This is a genomic window from Sphingobacterium multivorum (genome assembly GCF_039511225.1).
Taxonomy (GTDB): Bacteria; Bacteroidota; Bacteroidia; order Sphingobacteriales; family Sphingobacteriaceae; genus Sphingobacterium.
Genome location: NZ_CP154261.1, coordinates 4180358 through 4200023, shown reverse-complemented (window position 1 = coordinate 4200023; position 19666 = coordinate 4180358). Strand labels below are relative to the sequence as shown.

General features: G+C 41.8%; 11 protein-coding genes. 8 read left to right on the top strand and 3 right to left on the bottom strand.

The features are described from left to right. Nucleotides 1-49: 49 nt before the first annotated feature. The 4 genes from AAH582_RS17480 to AAH582_RS17465 all read left to right on the top strand — a co-directional run bounded on the left by AAH582_RS17480 (nt 50) and on the right by AAH582_RS17465 (nt 4324). A complete protein-coding gene (locus AAH582_RS17480) occupies nt 50-1261 on the top strand; it encodes a GTP-binding protein (RefSeq protein ID WP_343319130.1) in 1212 nt (403 codons plus the stop codon). A 292-nt stretch (nt 1262-1553) separates the two neighbouring features. Further along, entirely contained in the window at nt 1554-2240 is a 687-nt protein-coding gene (locus tag AAH582_RS17475) for a class I SAM-dependent methyltransferase (RefSeq protein WP_343319128.1), read from the top strand. A 261-nt stretch (nt 2241-2501) separates the two neighbouring features. Then, nucleotides 2502-3614 (top strand): sensor histidine kinase, encoded by a 1113-nt coding sequence (locus tag AAH582_RS17470; RefSeq protein WP_197084108.1) that lies wholly within the window; start codon nt 2502-2504, stop codon nt 3612-3614. Beyond that, nucleotides 3611-4324, top strand: coding sequence for a LytR/AlgR family response regulator transcription factor (locus AAH582_RS17465; RefSeq protein ID WP_343319126.1), 714 nt, complete (start codon nt 3611-3613; stop codon nt 4322-4324). Before AAH582_RS17470 ends, AAH582_RS17465 begins: the two co-directional genes overlap by 4 nt. 11 nt (nt 4325-4335) lie before the next feature. Here the strand turns inward: AAH582_RS17465 and AAH582_RS17460 are convergent, their stop codons facing one another. Next, entirely contained in the window at nt 4336-4575 is a 240-nt protein-coding gene (locus AAH582_RS17460) for a hypothetical protein (protein WP_046675297.1), read from the bottom strand. Between the two features lie 256 nt (nt 4576-4831). Here AAH582_RS17460 and AAH582_RS17455 point away from each other — a divergent pair, with 256 nt between their 5' ends. Together AAH582_RS17455 and AAH582_RS17450 are read left to right on the top strand one after the other, a co-directional pair. Further along, entirely contained in the window at nt 4832-5863 is a 1032-nt protein-coding gene (locus tag AAH582_RS17455) for a sulfite exporter TauE/SafE family protein (protein WP_343319123.1), read from the top strand. A gap of 136 nt (nt 5864-5999) precedes the next feature. Beyond that, complete coding sequence (locus AAH582_RS17450; protein ID WP_343319121.1) at nt 6000-8456, top strand: PIG-L family deacetylase; 2457 nt, start codon at nt 6000-6002, stop codon at nt 8454-8456. A gap of 164 nt (nt 8457-8620) precedes the next feature. On the opposite strand, the gene AAH582_RS17445 is transcribed toward AAH582_RS17450, so the two are convergent. Together AAH582_RS17445 and AAH582_RS17440 are read right to left on the bottom strand one after the other, a co-directional pair. Beyond that, nucleotides 8621-9388 (bottom strand): DUF4382 domain-containing protein, encoded by a 768-nt coding sequence (locus AAH582_RS17445; RefSeq protein WP_046675300.1) that lies wholly within the window; start codon nt 9386-9388, stop codon nt 8621-8623. 137 nt (nt 9389-9525) lie between these two features. Next, nucleotides 9526-11817: a family 20 glycosylhydrolase gene (locus tag AAH582_RS17440; RefSeq protein ID WP_343319118.1), complete on the bottom strand. Its 2292-nt coding sequence runs from the start codon at nt 11815-11817 to the stop codon at nt 9526-9528. A gap of 369 nt (nt 11818-12186) precedes the next feature. Between AAH582_RS17440 and AAH582_RS17435 the strand changes: the two genes are divergently transcribed. Together AAH582_RS17435 and AAH582_RS17430 are read left to right on the top strand one after the other, a co-directional pair. Continuing rightward, nucleotides 12187-16182 (top strand): hybrid sensor histidine kinase/response regulator transcription factor, encoded by a 3996-nt coding sequence (locus AAH582_RS17435; protein ID WP_343319116.1) that lies wholly within the window; start codon nt 12187-12189, stop codon nt 16180-16182. A 361-nt stretch (nt 16183-16543) separates the two neighbouring features. Next, nucleotides 16544-19666, top strand: coding sequence for a SusC/RagA family TonB-linked outer membrane protein (locus AAH582_RS17430; protein WP_046675304.1), 3123 nt, complete (start codon nt 16544-16546; stop codon nt 19664-19666).

Below are 19666 nucleotides of genomic sequence, written 5' to 3'. Positions count from 1 at the left end.
TGTTGCATTTACGATGTTTTGTTGTTACATTTGTTTAAACGAAATTAGTATGAGCAGCATTTCCAAAAAAGCTAAATTGCCTGTCACCGTTTTAAGTGGATTTTTAGGTGCAGGAAAAACAACTCTATTGAATCATATTTTACACAATAAAGAGGGCAAGAAAGTTGCCGTTATTGTCAATGATATGAGTGAAGTGAATATTGATGCGCAGGCCGTTGAGCGCGAAAATGTACTTTCGCGAACAGAAGAAAAGCTCGTGGAGATGAGTAACGGATGTATTTGTTGTACCTTAAGGGAGGATTTGATGGTGGAAGTGGAGCGCCTAGCAAAAGAAAATCGCTTTGATTATCTCCTTATCGAGAGTACCGGTATTTCGGAACCTATCCCAGTGGCGCAGACATTCAGTTATGTTGGTGCTGATAATGCGATTGATCTGTCTACGTTCAGTTACATTGATACCATGGTAACTGTTGTGGACTGTTTTAACTTCGCTAAAGATTTTGGAAGCGCGGATACCCTATTGGATAGGAAACTGACGGATGACAATTGTGACAACAGGGCCATTGTAAATCTGTTGACTGATCAGATCGAATTCGCCAACGTTATCCTGCTGAATAAAGCCGATTTGGTATCTGAGGAAACTTTGGGCACTCTGGAGTCTGCTATTAAGCGACTCAATCCAGGAGCTAAGCTTATCCGTGCCCAATTTGGACGTGTTGATCCAAAGGAAATCATGGGGACTGGCTCGTTTGACTTCGACGAAGCTTCTTCTTCGGCAGGATGGATCCGTGAACTTGAAAGTGAACATAGCCCTGAAACAGAGGAGTATGGTATTTCGTCTTTTGTTTTTCGATCGCAGCGTCCTTTCCATCCACAACGATTGCACCGTTATCTCAACGAGCGCTACCCGCACAATATCATACGAGCCAAAGGTCTCCTGTGGTTGGCCTCCCGACCGAATCTGGCGATTAGCTTTAGTCAGGCAGGTGGTAGCGTAAGGTTGGAAAGTGCAGGTTCATGGTGGAGTAGTATGCCCGAGGAGCAGCGCTATCAGTACCCTAATTATGCTGAAATTAGAGCTGAGCTTCTTAAACGCTGGCATCCGGAGTGGGAAGATCGAAAAAATGAATTGGTATTTATAGGTCAGGATCTGGATAAGGAAAAATATTTGGCAGAACTGGACGAATGCCTATTGACAGAAGAAGAAGGCGATGACTGGCGTTATACTTGGTGGAAAGACGAATTTCCCAAAAATATTTAAAACTATTTGTGATTTGCAATGGTTAAAAAAATAGGTAATGTAGGTTAGATATTGTATTTTTCGAAGGCCAGAGATCGATTCTCTGGCCTTTTTGATATTGGTTTACCTGACCAGCATATAAACTCAGGCACTCAACTAACCGACGAAATATAAGTAACGAGATTGTCAGAATAGCTTCATGTTATTTAGAATAGTTTTAAATAATAAGCTTTCCCCATATATTTGGAATGAAGAAGGACTAAAGCCTTTTAAATGATTTCTAATTTTTTGTTGAACGATTATTGTTATATAAATGAATAAAGTAGAACTGTTTGAAAATGAACGTGCCAGTGGCTATGATCAATTTGTTGAGACATGGATTCCCAATTACCATTATTTTTTAGATCTGTTGCCTAAGCTCCTTCAAGAAATTGAAAATAAGGATTTATTGGTGGTGGGTTGTGGTACAGGAAATGAGATCGAACGCTTTGCCGAGACGGTAGAATCTTGGAAAATAACAGGAGTCGATCCGTCACCTGAGATGATTAGTCAGGCCCGGGAAAAATTTGAAGCGGATGAGAATGTTCATCTCGTCGAAGGTGTGGTAAGTGATTTGGACGAAAAGAAACAATATGGTGCTGCGACGCTTTTGTTAGTATTACACTTTTTAGAAGACAATGGTGATAAATTGGTTCTGCTCCAAAATATCTCGAAGAGAATGTTACCGCAAGCACCGTTGCTATTATTAGACATTACGGGCAATAAGGAGCAGATTCAACAAAACTTGCAATTGTTGCGGCTCCTTCTGCCCAAGGGGATAGATGAAACACAGGTCGCTCAAAGATTGCGAAGAATCGAACATGAATTGTTGCATGTTTCGGAAGAGCGATTAGCCGAGCTCTGTGAAGAAGCGGGATTTGAACCTCCTATTCGATTCTTTCAATCATCGATTTATATGGGGTGGATAACCCGAAAAAAAAATACTATTTCCTTTTCTTAGTAAAGGGATTGAAGGAAAGTCCCGCATTAATATAAAACGACGGATCGGGACTTGCTTCCCATACATAATCGCGCTGGGTGTTATTTTTTTCAAACATGTGTGCACGAGGTATAGTTTTTAGTCCAGATTTAAGGGGGCAATAAAAGATCGGCCAAGATTATGCTCGAAGGTCAGACCTGAATTGATTTCCCTCTGACTAAAGGTGATCATTCACTAGTTTTGGTATAAAAAAAACAAGCCTTCGTATAAGAGATCGGTTATGTGGCAAGAAAAGCACTATTTTTGTTATTCGGGTTAACATTATTCTCCTGCATGCAAGACTTCAATAATAGTATCGTTTTAAGGTTTTTTACTGAAAATAAATTCAGGCCACTGCGACACGTGTTTTTTCTGATCGGTTTACTCCTGCTCTTTGCAAATGCAAATTCGAGTTCTCATTTTCAGGGTAGTTATCGGTTTTATTTTTCTATTATCCTATGGTTTGTGTTTGTCTGCATGTTTTACGCTAATATGTATGTACTTATACCCAAGTTTTTCTTTAAGGCCAAATATGAGTTATATGTCTTAGCATTAATACTGCTGGTGACAGCTAGCTTACTGGTGGTTATGTACATTGCCAACTATATCTATTCCATTCATGTTCCGGCTATAAAAAAGCCTGAATCGGATTCTATGGGGTTGATTGCAGCTTTATTTATCTGTCTCCCTATTATTCTAACTACGACGACTTTCAAGCTTTTTAAACGTTGGTTGGAAGACAATAAGCGCATTTCTGAACTGAAAAATTTGGCGCTGACCACAGAGCTTATTTCCTTGAAGAACCAGATTCAGCCACATTTTTTATTCAACATGCTGAACAACGTTAAGGCTTTAATTCGAAAAGATCCAAATATGGCTACCGAGGTCATCATGAAACTATCAGACTTTCTGAGATATCAGCTCTACGAAAATAATGATGATAGGACGCTTTTGAGGTCTGAAATCAACTTTATCTCCAATTTTCTAAAATTGGAGGAAATACGCCGCGATAACCTCACAACGCGTATATCCTGCCCAGCAGAATTGGAAAAGAAAGGTATATTCCTACCACCACATCTTTTTACCGCCTTTGTTGAAAACGCAATTAAACATAGTCTCAGCCCACGCGCTGGTGATACCTTTATTACAATTCATTTTTCTGAGGCTAATCAGCAGCTTTGTTTTGAATGTGAAAATTCGAAAGATCCCGACAGCTCATTTGTCCGAAGCAAATACAGCGGGCTGGGATTGGCTAATGCCAAAAGACGGCTGGATCTCCTGTATAGAAATGATTACGAACTGTTGGTGTCAACAACTGAAACCCTGTATAGCGTTAAACTTACTATTCCATTATGAATTGCATTATTGTAGATGATGAACCCCTTGCGAGGGAAGAAATGAAAAATTTAATCGAAGAAATTTCTTCGATTCAGATTGTTGGTACATTTTCCAACGCGATATCAGCATTGGAATGTATCAAGACGAATTCGGTAGATCTGCTTTTTCTGGATATCGAGATGCCGACGGTTAATGGGCTTGATTTTGCACAATCACTTCCCAGTGATAAGCTGGTGATCCTAACGACAGCCTATGCGCAGTATGCACTGAAAAGTTACGAATTGGACGCAATAGACTATCTTTTGAAGCCCATCAATAAGGAACGTTTGGCCAAAGCGATCGATAAAGCACTAGCTTATAAAAAGCTATTGGCCTTAGCAGAAATCCAAAGTACGGTGGAGAAGGCTAGTGAGGAAGCTCTTTTTATCAAATCCGACAGGAAATACTATAAAATTGCGTTTACTGATATTCGCTTTATAGAAGCGCTCAAAGATTACGTGGTCATCTATACGCGGAACAATAAACTGATTACTGCGATGAATTTGAAAACAATCCACCAGAAACTTCCGGATAACCTCTTCGCCCGTAGCAGTAAATCCTATTTGATTAATTTGTCCTTTATTGATTCATTTGACAATCATACTGTTTACATCGACAAATTTGAAATTCCGATCGGTGAAATCTATCGAGAAGCTTTCTTTAAGCAGTACACGGGAGGACTGCTGTAACCTTTCGGCTGTTAGGCGACTACAAAACAATCCAGAAAATCGACTTGGATACCATAACCAGCTAGGAAATGCGTCAGGTAGTCTATGGAACACTCTTCTGTTTCGAACCTGAAAATGGCATCCTCATCATCTAAATCGACAGTGGCATCTTGCACTTGCGGAAGATGAGTTTTGACCAACTCCATCAAAAAATTTTTCTTGTCTTTGGTCTTTACAGAACTTTTAAAAATCAATACTTGCCTAACTTTCATCACGACTAATTTATATATGTTCAAAATTATCTGATGCCCCAATCATAGGGGATATCGGTACAAATCTATATTCTTCGTTGCTTCACGCAACCTATATTATACGAAAGCATTTAGTTTTTATACAAAAACAAGGTTGAGCAGTGAGCAGATGAATGGTGTAGATCATATGGAGAGGCTAAGGATATCAATTCTAAATTTCTGCAGAATGCCGGTGCATTTTTGTAGGGTGCTACGATAAAATGTTTTTTGTTGAAATATGATGATAAATTTAGTTATCCTGTTTTTAGGTGCGATAGCCGCTTTTTGGATCAGCGCTATATGTGGGGGAGGAGCAAGCCTTATCCTTATTCCCTTATTGAATTTTATGTTACCTTCTTCGGTAATTCCATTCTCGTTAACTATTGGTTCGTTTACCAGCTCAGTGTCGAGAATAATTGTTTTTAAGCGGCATATCAAATGGAGGATCTTTCTGTGGTTTGTACCATTTTCAATTCCGGCTGTACTATTGGGTGGATATCTGATTAAATCTATAGAACCTTCCTATTTGCAGCTACTTGTTGCTTTTTTTCTCATGGGAAATATTCCTCAATTGTTTAAATCAAAAAACGCAGAGCTGCCTTCCGAACCCAAGTATTCGAAATCTTTTCTGGCAATTATTGGTTTTCTTTCGGGCTTTATTTCAGGAATTACAGGTGCAATTGGCTTGTTGTTCAATCGGTTTTATTTAAGAATGGGGCTTTCCAAGGAGGAGATTATTGCCACCCGTGCTGCAAATGAAGTGTTTTTACATCTTGTAAAGCTTGTTATTTATATTATTTTAGGTCTGTATTCTAAAGCAGCGCTGGGACTGGGCTTGGCAATTGCTGTTGCAACGATAGTCTCTTCATTTAATGTTCAGTTTATATTACCCTACATCAGCGACCGGGCATTCAAGAAAATCGGTTATGGCGCTATGGTTGTCTCGGGAGTGATATTGTTGGCAGGTAGTTCGCGTCAGATTGTCGATCAAAATGGCGTGCAGATAGCCTTAGATCACGCGAAGAATAAAACTGAATTCGCATTGAGCTGGAGAGACTCCAATTTTGTCTTGGAATATAGTCAAACACATGGTTTGGAATTCGAACGATCTATTCACTGGACTGGTTTACCATTCCAGCTTCAGCAAAAGTATTTTTCCCTTTGCAAAAACCATCGTAGTATCTATATCGAAAAGGTGATACGTTTTAGAAAAGAAGTTAGTTATGAATTTTACTGCCATAAAGGGGGGGTGTTAACACGATTGGATTAAATTGTCTCTTGCCTTTTCATTTTAAAATGTTTATTTCTACTGGTTTTAAAGTGTATTGATATATAATCTATATATTTAGTAGATTATTGAAAAATATTCCTATATTTGAACCGAAGAAATATTTAGCAGGAAGGATATGGCATTGGAATTTTTAGCACAACAGGCACTAACGCAGCATTTGAATCAAGCTTTTTCACGGAGAGAACAAATGATGATGCGCGAGCTATGTATGCTTAAAATTTCGGATCGTGTTTTATATACCGGTGCCCATCCGGACGACGAGAACAATAAATTATTGACTTTTCTAGCGCAGGATCAATTGGTCGAGACAGCCTACCTTTCTGTCACGAGAGGTGAAGGGGGACAGAATTTTATCGGTAAAGAGAAGGGGTTGGGTTTAGGGGTACTTCGGGTGCAGGAATCACTTGCAGCACGTGAAATTGAAGGGACAAAACAATTCTTTACGCGTGCTAAGGATTTTGGCTTTGCAAAATCAGTGGATGAAACTTTAGCGAGATGGGATGAAAACGGTGTGCTGGCAGATATGGTATGGACTATCCGTTATTTTCGTCCCACTGTAATCATAACGCGATTTTCACCGGATGTTCCTGATGCGCATGGACACCATCAGGCCTCAGCAATTCTAATGGCAAAGGCTTTTGATCTAGCCGCTGATCCAACAGCGTATATAGAACAATTAGCAGAGCTAAGGCCTTGGCAAGCGCGGCAATTGCTGTGGAATGTATATCAGGAGAGTGGTGTTAAAGATATTGGCGGAGAAGTAACACCTTTGCCAGCATATATTTCTTTGGATATTCCTGTAAGACATGGCTCTTTTGATTTACATTATGGTGAAATTGCAGCAGAAAGTCGTAATCGACATCGTTCTCAGGCCATGGTAAGTTTGGCGCAGCATCACTCTAGTATCGAGTATTTTGAAGTATTAAAAAGTGCATCGATCAATTCAGAGGCTGTGAATACTATTTTTACGCATTGTTCAGTGCAAGATTCTTATGCAAATGTATTCAATCGGTTGGTGGATGACCTTATCGCAAAATGTGAGTCTGATACGGCAGAGCTTACATTGGAGCTTGCTTCGATCTTATTTTGGATGAAGATCGTTCCCGAAGATAATATTATTCATAAAAAACGAGCTGAGGTAGAACGTCTTCTGCTTGATTTTGCTGGTGTCTCCTTAGAAGTACAGGCTTCTAACGACCTATGGGTGCCGGGAACCGAGGTTAATATGATCTTGCATGCGCATATTCCAGCTGAGTCTAATTTGCAGTTGACAGCGGTAAATGTTCCTTTTATAAGGGGGGCAAGGCAAATAGATCTTCCCTTGTCTCCATCGAAAATGATCCATTTGAATGGTCAGCTTCTTCATACAATTTTACCTTCTTTTCCAACTTGGCTTAATGCTAATGGTGACGCACATAATTACACACCAGAATCGTCTGCTGATGTTGTATTGACACAATATGGGACCGAATTGTTGGTTCATTTGGAACTGGAATTTGCCGGCTTACCGATCGCGATTAAGCTTCCTGTAAGACATGCAGGTAGTCCAGTTGTCGTAGCTCCCCCGGTAACAGCAGCATTTGATTCGGATATCGTTGTGCTGTCTAAAGCGACCCAACGTTTAGTTGCTTTGGAGCTGCAATCCAATATAGCCGAATCCTTACCTATTAAAGTGAGGTTAACGCTTCCGGACGGATTGAGCGCATTTCCGAAAGAAATTGATCTCAACATCGCAGGTAATGCAGCGGAAAAACTTTATTTTGAGTTGAGTTCAGCAGCATCACAGGAAGAGATTCAAGAGATTGGATTTGAGATTGAGACCAGTTCAGGTAAATATCCGTTCACATCGAGAAGTATTGTTTATCCGCATATTAACAAAGTAACTTACTTTCCTAAGGGAATACTACGGGTGCTAAACTTGCCAGTGGATATTACGGCCCGGAAAGTTGCTTATATTTCGGGGATGAATGATGAACTTGGAGGGAGCTTGTGCCAACTTGTTGAACAATTGGATATTATTCCATTTGAGTCCATTGGTGAAATAAATCTCTTCGATTTTGATGCAGTGGTCCTGGGAGTACGGATTTACAATACTCATTCCTTAATTGCGGAATTTCATCAGCTTTTCCGTGACTATGTGGAGCAGGGCGGTGTATTGATAGGGCAGTATAATACGCCATATGATTTGCATTTGACTGAGGTTGGGACTTATCCTTTAGCTGTTTCTCAAGAAAGAATTACAGATGTGGAGAGCCGCATTTCATTTTTAGACCCATCTCATCGTATATTGAATTACCCCAATGTAATTGGACAGCATGATTTTCAAAATTGGGTACAAGATCGGGCACTTTTTTTACCGCAAAAATGGAGTGCAGACTTTGAACCAATACTACGCGGGCAAAACGCAAATAATCAGCATGAAGATGGCTTGTTACTGCTTCGCAAAACAGGAAAAGGTTATTATATCTACAATAGTTTGTCTCTATTTAGACAACTGCCTGCAGGAGTAGCGGGAGCATATCGTCTTTTTGCCAATATGCTTTCACTTTCATCAGTCTCAGATACTTATTGATCAATCAGTGTTGTAGGCGAGATGATCTAAAAATTGAATCAACACATTTTCGTGGATGGATTAGAAGACCACTACAATTAAAATGCCCCAAATAGTGGTAACTATTTGGGGCATGTCCAATTTTACAATAGGTTTCTTATCAGATACTTTAATCCGATCGTACGTTATTGTACAGAAATAATTCCTAAATCTTTAACACTTCCTTTGGCCACTTGCACGCCTTCAATGCTTTTGTTCATGTAACCAGCTACTGAAGGTTCGATAACAATCTTGTAAGTGCCTTCAGGCATCCCAGGAAAGTAAAATTTTCCAGCTGAATTTGCCATAGTACCCACGGTATCTACTCCATTGATAGCGAATACATTGGCGAGTGATGCAGCCGGATTAACAGTTCCAATGATCGCACCCGACGTGGCTACCGGAATAGCACGAATAACGGGTTTAAGAAGATATTGATCATTGCCCGTCTTTACAATCGATTTTGAAGCATCAAAATCCAGGAGAAGCGTGTAGGCTACATCCGGAATTAACTCATCTTGTACTTTGAGTTTAACACCGGAGGATTGTCCACTGGGTGTTTTTAGTGGGTGGACAACGCCATTGACCCAGATTTCATTTCCTGAGTCATTAAGTTTGAGCCGAATTTCTTGGATCATACCAGATGGAACATCCTGCCCTGCGATGACGGTATCTTTTCCCATTGTATAATTCAAAATATTAAATGGATCAGCGGCGACATCTATCGTTGTGCTACCCGAAGTAGTTCGGATCTCGATCGCATCGATGTGAAGATTGATCGCGTCATAGTAACCTGGAGCATCCGTAATTTTTACTGTGACAGGTGTTTTTTGTGAGGAGGGACCATCATTTTTGCTGCAGCTGCCTAACAACACCAGGGTCGCTAGAGCAAGGAGAATAAAGTTCTTTTTCATAGTTAGTAACATTATGGTTACAGCTAGGCAAAACTTATGCCATTCTATAAATAAAACAAAGTCCCTAGGCCCGAAAAAAATAACCCCAGATGGAATTGACCATACTGGGGTTATCTCTCTATATATCATAATGATTATTAATCCTTTTTATGGAAAAAGGACTCTTTGGGAATATCAATTACCTTTGAATCATTGAGACTGTATTGAAGTTTTAGGGTAAATCCGCCTCCAGCTTCAAGGAAATCTACAGCAATTGGATGGTAGCCTGGTTCTAAAGCAATCTGTCCACTTTTCATAATCGGTGCATGCTGCCCGTCATTATTGACGACGAGCTGATCATGTATCCGCAAGACGCCGCCATCATCGCAGGTGAAGTAGAAATTATAGATCCCTTTTTCCTTGACATAGATAAATCCCCGTATTTTTGCACCAAATGAAGGCATTTTGATGGTATCGCTTAAAGCGACATTGCTGATCACTTCCCGGCGTACTTCAGGCCCTGTAATGGCCGAAGTGTTGGCAAAATTTCCATTGAAAAGTGTTGCCATAAGCCCTGGAGCCATGCTATTTTCATCAGGTTCTATACTCTTTTTCCAGGTATCATTTTTAAAATCAACCTGATAAAGTTCACTTTTTGCACCGGAAGAGGAGATTGTTGCAAAACGAATTGGCCCTTCTTTTTTAACCACGAGCGAACCGTTCAATACTGGGCTCTGCTGCGTTGGGAGACTACCATCCGTTGTATAGTGTATTTGATTTTGTGGAAGTTCATTTGCTACCGTTAGAACAGATTGTCCATCAACAATAACCTGTGTTTCGGCGAATCCTGTGAGGTCTGGCATACGATAGCGTAAACCCATTTTGTTCCAAAGTCCAAAGTGCGCAATTACTCGATTGATATAGCTATCATACAGCGGTTTGTTGGTCCATACACGTTCTGATAAAGCACTTAAGCGCGGGAGAATCATAAACTCCAATCGAGCGGCGGAAGGAATCATTTCTGTCCAGATATTGGCCTGTGCACCTTGGATCAGCGGTGCTTTTTGGCTGGAAATATCTGTAGGTACGACATTCATATTGTACACGGCATCCAGGCTGCTACTATTGGGTAAATAATCAAAATAAAGCGGGTTGGTAGGTGTCATAACGACCCGGTGACCACGGTTTACAGCTTCTATCGGTGCATTTTTTACCCAACCACGCCAGTACATCACCATCATGCTCGTGTCCGAGCTACCGTCTAATATTTCATCCCAGCCGATGCTCCGTTTATTTTTTGAACGAATAAAGCTGTTTACCCGTTTGACGAAATAACTTTGAAGATCATGTAAGTCCGCTATTTGCTTTTCTTTCATAAAAGCTTGGGCCGCTGCTGATTTTGACCAGGAGTCTTTTTCGACCTCATCGGCTCCGATGTGAATATAATGTGAAGGAAATAAGTCGATAATTTCGCCTAGAACGTTTTCAACAAAGGTATAGCTGCTTTCTTTCCAAGGACTGATGGGGACAGAAAACTGTTTCCCCCAGCCCGCGGATTGGCTGTCCAATAGGAGCTCAGGATAGGCCTTAGTAGCCACCATCATATGTCCGGGCATGTCTATTTCCGGAATAACCTCTATTTGCCGACTGTCTGCATAGGCAACAATGTCCTTGATATCTTGTTGTGTATAGAAACCACCATATTCTTCCTTTCCGTTTGTGGTACGGATCGATTCCTTCGGCAGATTAAAGTCGGGGTTCTCTTTGGCTTTCACAAAGCAGGCCGAATCTTGGTTGTTATAAGTACGCCAAGCCCCCTGTTCGGTTAGTTTAGGGTATTTCTTGATTTCTATGCGCCAACCTTGATCGTCCGTAAGGTGCAAATGAAATTTGTTAAATTTGTAGGTTGCAAGCAGATCTATGAATTTATAGATATAATCTTTTGGAAAAAAGTGGCGGGCTACATCGAGCTCGACACCTCGCCATTTGAAAGCAGGCTGATCTTTTACGGTCACATAGGGAAGAGCAAGCTTGCCTGTTGTTCCCGAAAGTAGATACAATTGCTGGACTGTCTGTAAACCATAAAATGCGCCCTTTTCTGAAGAAGCGATGATTTGTATGCCTTTTTGATCTATCTTCAATTCATACGCTTCATCTGAGAGGCCCTGGACTTTGATCAATTGCAGCGTGGCGTTTGTCTTCTTCACGCTTTTTTTGCTCAGTTGACCGAATAGGGATTGGTTGATCCATGCCGGCAGTGACCTGGAAGAAAATGCTGGATCAATAGCGTAACCCAATTCTTGACCATTTAGCTGAAAAAGGCCCGGCCCGGCTTCCAGCTGTTGAGGAAACGGAATAAGTTGAGGAAGTATGTTTTTTTGTTGCGCAAAACTTAATGTCGGCAGGTACAGGGCACAGGATACAAGTAAGGTTGAGAAGATTTTATTCATAAATGTGTTTTTTGTGATTCACAAGTAGTTTTAGATTTTGCTGCAATATACCAATATTTCAGGTATCGGCCGGCAATTTCGGTTGATCTGTACTTCTCAGCATTATAAGCAAAGCATTTCTCCTAATATTGTTATAAATGTTTGTTCGACATTTATATATTTATTCTTATCTTTAACTTGAAAATAACCTGTATTTGAATAGGCCTATAGTATGTTTATATCTTGAATATTTTCATTGCATAATTATTTTACTGCTGTTTTAAACAAGATCGTAAAAAGTTGCCTGTGGATTGACTGCTTTGATATTTTGCAGAGAAGCCTTTCAATAAAGTAGGTTGGTGTTGTTAATTTATTGGTGGTGGTAGAGCTATGAAAAATTTTCTTATTAGCATTGTTTTCTTTTGGCAGTTGGCCCACGTTTATGGACAGCCTAATCGCGTCCATTTTTTCTCCCTTCAAGATGGTCTGACCAATCAGCAGGTGCTGGATATTGTGCACGATGATGACGGATTTATGTGGATAGCCAGCGAGCTGGGATTGAACCGGTATGCAGGGAAGTCTTTTAAATCATTTTATGCAACAGACAAGCCGGATGGGCTATCGGTCAATAGTAATGAAATCAATACCTTGCTTTATACCGACAAGAAAGTGTATATCGGAACGCGGTCCAATGGCCTGAATGTACTTGACTTACGTACAAATAAATTTAGCTATTACACACATGACGGCACTAATCCGAAATCCATCGCGACAAATGATATAACCGATATGATTGAAGGGAAAGATGGAAAACTGTGGCTGGCCACCTATCATCAAGGTGTACAGCATTTCGATCCAATAACTAAAGAGTTTAATCATTTCAATAAGAAAAATTGTCCCGGACTTCCCGAGAATAGTGTTTGGTCCTTAGCTGAAGATCGCAGTAACATGCTTTACATTGGGCATGTAAATGAGGGCCTGACAATTTTAGATCCTCTTCGTCGCTCATTGAAACGATTGACTTATCAGAATACCTTGGGTAAACTTCCTGATAATGAGATTAAAGTGTTGTTTTGTGATCAGGCTGGAAATGTGTGGATTGGAACCCGTAAAGGCTTGGCAGTATATCATCCGGCATCAGGTCGATTACAGCAAGTCCCTTTGGCAGGATTAGCAAAAAATGGGAATGAACCTTTTGTCTACGCAATCAAGGAAATTGGCAATACCTTGTGGATTGGAGGCGAGTCATCGCAACTATTTTTGCTGCAGCCGAAATATACGTTTGATAAACGTTTTGAAGGCGTGCAGCACATACAGCTTTTTGATCTTGGCAAAGGTAATAATACCATGGTCCAGCATATCACTCCCGATCGGTTCGGAAATATTTGGCTGGCGTTATATGGTGGAGGTGTAGGGGTTGTTTCGCATATGGCTCCTTTTTTTAGTGTTTTTCCTTCAGACAATATGTTACCTGACCGATTGGCAACAGTGAGTAATGTATTAACTGGTGAAAATCGGACTCGACTGGTAACTGAGGGCTCGGGTATAGTAGAAATGAATGCTGAAGGCGGTTTGTTGCGACAAATTACCCAAAAAAATGGATTGCCCGACGATTTTATACTTACGGCATTTAAGGATCGGCATCAGCATGTATGGATGGGATTGCGGAAGGGCGGGATTGCTGTCCAATATGCTGGATCTTCCGATTGGCATATGATCGATTTAGGGGAGTCGGTGACCGAAGTTCGTGCGATATATGAGGATCATTTGGGGCACATTTGGATTGCTGCCCATCAAGGTCTTTTTATATACAATGGAGTGGCACACCATGTTAAAAAGCTTCTGATCAATAAGCCTATGCTTGGTGATTATGCACCGCGAACGCTAGTGGAAGATGGTCAGCACAATATGTGGGTAGGAACTTATGGGCAGGGACTCTATGTATATAATTCCGACCGTAAGCTGCTTCGTAAGATGGACAATAAGAGTGGATTGCGCAATAATACAATCAATCATTTGCTACGCGATAGGGATAATAATATTTGGATCGCTACAAACCACGGATTGGCCATGCAGGATGCAGGTAAGAAAATCGGTGATCTCGCAGTATTGTTACCCCCGGAAGGTAATGCTTGGCTGTTTGTCAATGGAGTTGCTGAGGATCATACCGGAAATATTTGGTGCGCAACCAAATCGGGGATGTTACGCTATGTCCCGCAAGAGAGACGTTTTCTACACTACGACCAATCCTTTGGTTTACCCTTGGGAGGCTTTATCAACGGAAGCGTTGGAAAGGATACAGAAGGACGCCTGTATTTTGGGATGCAGGAAGGGATGTGTTATTTCAATCCCACAGCTATTCCATCCGATTTACCTACTTCGCCTGTAAGTGTGAGCCGATTTATTGTTTTTCAATCGGGCGAATCCAATGCGCAGGTTGATAAATATCCGTCGGGCACAAAGACTATCACGCTCAATTATGAGGAAAATAGTTTTCGCATCGAACTTGCTGTCATGGATTTTGCTTTGGATGGATTGGTCGAATTTGGGTATCAATTGGAGGGATTCAATAATGATTGGATTTTTCTGGGCAATGAGACAAACCTCGACTTTCGCAATATTCCCTATGGTGAGCATGAGCTGCTCATTCGTACGCGAATGAAAAACGGTAAGTGGTCGCACGAGTACCAACAGCTGCTGATTAACATCGCGCCACCTTTTTATTTAAGCTTACCTGCTAAGGTGTTTTATATAGTACTCGTACTGCTGATTGGATATGTGATCATTTCCTTTTATTTCAAGAGAATGAAAGCCGAATCGGAACTAAAATTTAAAGAGCGACAACACCTACAGGACGAACAGCTGCATGCCGAGCGGATGAACTTCTATACGCATATTACCCATGAATTGCGTACACCCCTGACGTTGATCCTAGGCCCCCTTGAGGACCTGTCGCAAGAAAAGCAGCTTGCTGAGAAACACCGTGCATTAGTTCAGACGGTTCAGAAAAGTGCCAATAGACTTTTCACATTGGTCAACCAGCTTTTGGAGTTTCGGAAGGTAGAATCGCAATTTAAACCCTTTGTCCCCGAAGCTGGATCCTTGGGCGAAATGCTAGCCGATCTGACACATAAATATAAAACATTGAATCACAAACCTGGTCTTCGCGTATCGTCCGAACTCCCTGCCGAGGATATACGTACGTTGTTTGATGCAGAAATTGTGCAGTTGATTGTCGACAATTTATTGTCGAATGCGTATAAATACACAGCGTCGGGCTATATTAAACTAAGCCTGCGCTACGAAGGTGCAGATCTAAATCATTGGGCCATATTGTCTGTAGAAGACACGGGTGTTGGTATTGCCGAAGAAGATATTGAGCGGATTTTCAAAAAGTATTATCAGATTCCAGGCACAGGTACGCAAGGTACAGGAATTGGCCTTGCTTTGGTCAAGGAACTTGTTGCAATACATCGTGGAAAGGTGGAGGTAAGTAGCACGTTTGGGCTAGGCACTACATTTACGGTCAAGCTAAAAGTAGATCAAGTTGTCGCACAAGAAAGCGAACCGCCCACGGCTTCGCAGCGCCCCCTGATTCTACTGGTCGAGGACGATTGGGAGCTCCGTGAGTATCTGGGAACTACCCTGCAAAGGCATTATGATGTGGTACTTGCTGAAAATGGAGCTGCGGGCTATAAAACGGCGATGGCACGAATACCTGATCTGGTGATCAGTGATATTACGATGCCCGATATGGATGGCTTTGAGCTGGTACAGCAGCTCAAACAGGAACGCAGTACAAGTCATATTCCACTGCTACTATTGACGGCGAAAAACACCGATGCAGACCGGCAACGGGGGTATGATCTGGGGATAGACTCCTATCTGATCAAGCCTGTTACGGCAGCTTTACTCTTCAAACGTATCGACAACCTATTGAGCCGACAGAAACAGATCAATGAACTGGTTTTGGAAAGTTTAAACAGCAAATCACCCTATTCAGATGATTATACCGAGCAAAAACCTCCTGAGGAGCTGTGGCGGGAAAATGAATTTGTTCAGGATTTTATGCAGATTGTCGAGCAGCATATGCAGGATGAAGTATTGGACGCTGCTGCCCTTGCTGACCGAATGAATATGAGTCAGTCTACCTTATACCGCAAGTTGAAGGGGATCACAGGTAAAAATATCAATCAACTGGTTCGCAAGATACGTATCCACAAGGCTGCGGATCTACTTCGGACGGGGAAATATAATGTGACTGAAGTGTCGTTTATGGTCGGAATCAATAGTGCAATTTATTTTCGGCAGTGCTTTAAGGAAGAGTTTGGCCAGCTACCTTCCGAATACCAACGAGCCGACAATAAGATCCGGGTAACGTATTAAAAGAATACACAAAAGCTCATAATGCCCCTGCTACTCCTCCGTGGCTAGGGGTATTTTTTTTCGCATAAAACAGCTTCCCCATGGCAGACCAATAAAAGCAGGCTCAGGTTTCATCAAACAGGAAATATGCCTTAAATATATTATAAAAGCTGTTTTTGACTGAAAATTATATGGTTTTTGACGGATTTGTATATGATGTAATGCTGCAAAATGGGCTAAGTTTGAGGTATTATCCAATTATAAAATCTAGGTAGGGGTGGCAACGATGCAAAAGAAATAACCAAAGTAGACCATAGTTTACCATCATATTGTCTTGTCCGGCTAGATTGTATTATTTACTGTTTAATTCGTATTTAAATTTATGAAAAACTTAAAGATTGCTTCTTTTTACACCATGTTGAGTGTGATGCCAACATTGCTGTATGCGCAGGAGAAGGTTACGGGACAAGTTTTCAACAAAGCAAACGAGCCTATCGTTGGTGCGAGTGTACTCCTCCTAGAAGGGGGAAAGGGAACCTCAACAGACAAATCGGGGAAATTTGAGCTGAATGCCAACAAAGGAACGCTCGTTGTGTCATTTGTTGGATATAAGACTCGCCGAGTTCCATTGGATGGAACAACAAATTTAAAAATCCAGCTCGAGGCAGATGAAAATGTTTTGGAGGATGTCGTCGTTGTTGGTTATGGTAAACAGTCCAAACGTAATATTACGGGGGCAGTAAGCAATATTAAATCAGAGGATATTGTACGGTCATCATCGACGACAACTGCTGGGGCTTTGGCAGGAAAGGTGCAGGGGATCTCCGTGCGTGCCAAAGACGCGCGTCCGGGTCGTGGTGCAGCGATTGAAATCCGGAATATGGGCTCGCCATTATATGTAATTGATGGGGTCGCTTACGGCGGTCAGGAAGGTACTGACTGGGTCGGTACACAGAATGGCTCCGGAGCAGATATCTTCAACTCGCTGAATCTCGAAGATATTGAGAGTATCTCTATTTTGAAAGATGCCGCAGCGGCAGTATATGGATTCCGTGCTTCTAGAGGTGTTGTACTTATTACCACCAAAAAAGGAGCAAAAGGAGAAAGTGCAAAAATCAATATTAATGGCTACCAAGGCTGGCAGAATTTGACACGTTTTCCGACCATGGCAAACGCGAAACAATACACACGTGGATTGGTTGAGGCTGCGCAGAATGAAAACCGTGATCCGAAGACGGTTTATACGCCCGAAGAGTTGGCTAAATGGCAGGCTGGAACAGAGCCCGGCTACCAAGGCTATGATTATTATGATATGGTGATCCGTAAGAATATCCCACAGCGATACATCAATGCCAATGTCACCGGTGGAAGTGAAAAATCAAATTATTTCCTGTCATTGGGCCACCTCAATCAGGATGCAATGATCAAGGATTTCAATTATAAGCGAACCAATTTTCAGGCCAATATGGAAGCTGAGGTGCTGAAGGGGTTTACTGTCGGTACACAGATTTCAGGAAGACATGAGGGAACCCAGGATGTTGGCTTACCAGGTGGAGATGGCTACTTCTCCTCGATTTTGGCTATTATGAAAAATAGACCGACGGTAGGCCCTTATGCAAATGACAATCCAGAGTATATCAATCATACCAATGATTTTCCCTATAACCCGGCTCTCTTTAGTCGCGATATTGCCGGCTATAAAGACAATAAATACCTTGCTGGAAATGTGAATCTCTTTGCGGCCTATAAGACAAATTTTGGTTTGTCGGCAAAGGGAACTGTTTCTTACAATTATACCAACAATAAATTTGAAGGCTTCCAATATACCTATGATGTATATCGATACGAAAATAATGCCTATAAGCGAACTGGCGGAAGTGATGCTGGCTGGCGTTACGATACCACGAGGGAGATTGTTTCTCGGTTTGCGCAGTTCCAGATCGATTATAACAAGCAGATCGGCGATCACACTTTCGCAGGAATGTTAGGCTATGAGCGCTCAGACTGGGACCGGACGTATAAAGCGTTGGGCGCAAATCCTTCGAACAATTATATTCCGTTGTTGAGACTGTCGGAGCTCAATAGTTTGGCCGATGAATGGGCTTACGAGGCTCGGGCTGGATATATTGGTCGTATCAATTACAACTACAAGGGCAAGTATCTTCTGGAAGTTCTGGGCCGTTATGATGGGTCCTTTAAATATTATGAGGGTAAACGCTGGGGATTATTTCCAGGAGCATCAGTAGGTTGGCGTATTTCGGATGAGGGGTTCTTCAAGCCTTTGAAATCCGTGGTGAGTGACCTTAAAATCCGTGGTTCGATCGGGCAAACCGGACTTGAAGAGGGCGTGGGAATGCATGATTACCTTGCCGGATATAATTGGGCGGCTGGAAGTGCTGTCTTAGACGGAGCCTATGTGCCCGGGGTACAGCCTAGAGGTTTACCAGTGCGCAACCTCTCCTGGGTTAAAAATACCAATTATAATATGGGGGTCGATGCTACCTTGTTGAATAATAAGCTGACATTGACGGCCGATATCTTTAAAATTATCCGTACAGGATATCCTGGCAAACGATACGATGTCCTATTACCAGCTGAAATCGGTTATGACCTTCCCAATGAAAACCTCGGCAAAAACGGCTATTATGGTGCGGAAGGTATCATTACCTATACCGATAAGGTCGGTGAACTTAACTATGTTGTCAGTGGGAATATGACTTTTTCACGTTATCGTGACCTAGAAACCTATAAGCCTCGTTTCAGTAATTCGTGGAATGAATACCGTAACTCGATTGAAGACCGCTGGGGTGGAGTATGGTGGGGATACCAAGTTGTCGGAAGATTTCAGTCAGAAGAAGAGATCCGCAACCATCCGATCAATAATGATGGTCAGAACAATAGGACACAACTTCCTGGTGATCTCATTTATAAAGATGTAAACGGCGACGGTGTTATCAATGATATGGATCAGCGTCCGATTGGTTATCCGACGGGTTGGGCACCGATGATGAGCTTCGGTGGTCGGATAGGACTTGACTGGAAAGGCATCAACTTAAATGTCGATTTGGCCGGTGGTGCGGTGCAATCCTGGTTTCAGGATTATGAGTTACGTAATGCCTTCCATGGTGGAGGCAATTCTCCAGCCTACCTGCTGGAAGATAGATGGCATCGCAAAGACCCTTATGATCCAAACAGCGAATGGATTCCGGGACGCTACCCTGCGATTCGCAACGGCAACTCAGGTCCCAATAGTCGAAACAGTGATTTTTGGTTGACCAATGTGCGTTACCTCCGAGTCCGCAACCTGGAGGTTGGATACAATCTGCCAAAAGCATGGATTCAAAAGATTAAGGCCGAAAAAATACGGTTCTATATCAATGCTTCAAACTTGATTTCGTTTGACAATGTCAAAGACTACCAGATTGATCCCGAGATCGAAGCTAGAGCAGCAGTAGTATATCCACAGCAAAGGGTATTTATGGTTGGATTTAATATGACTTTTTAA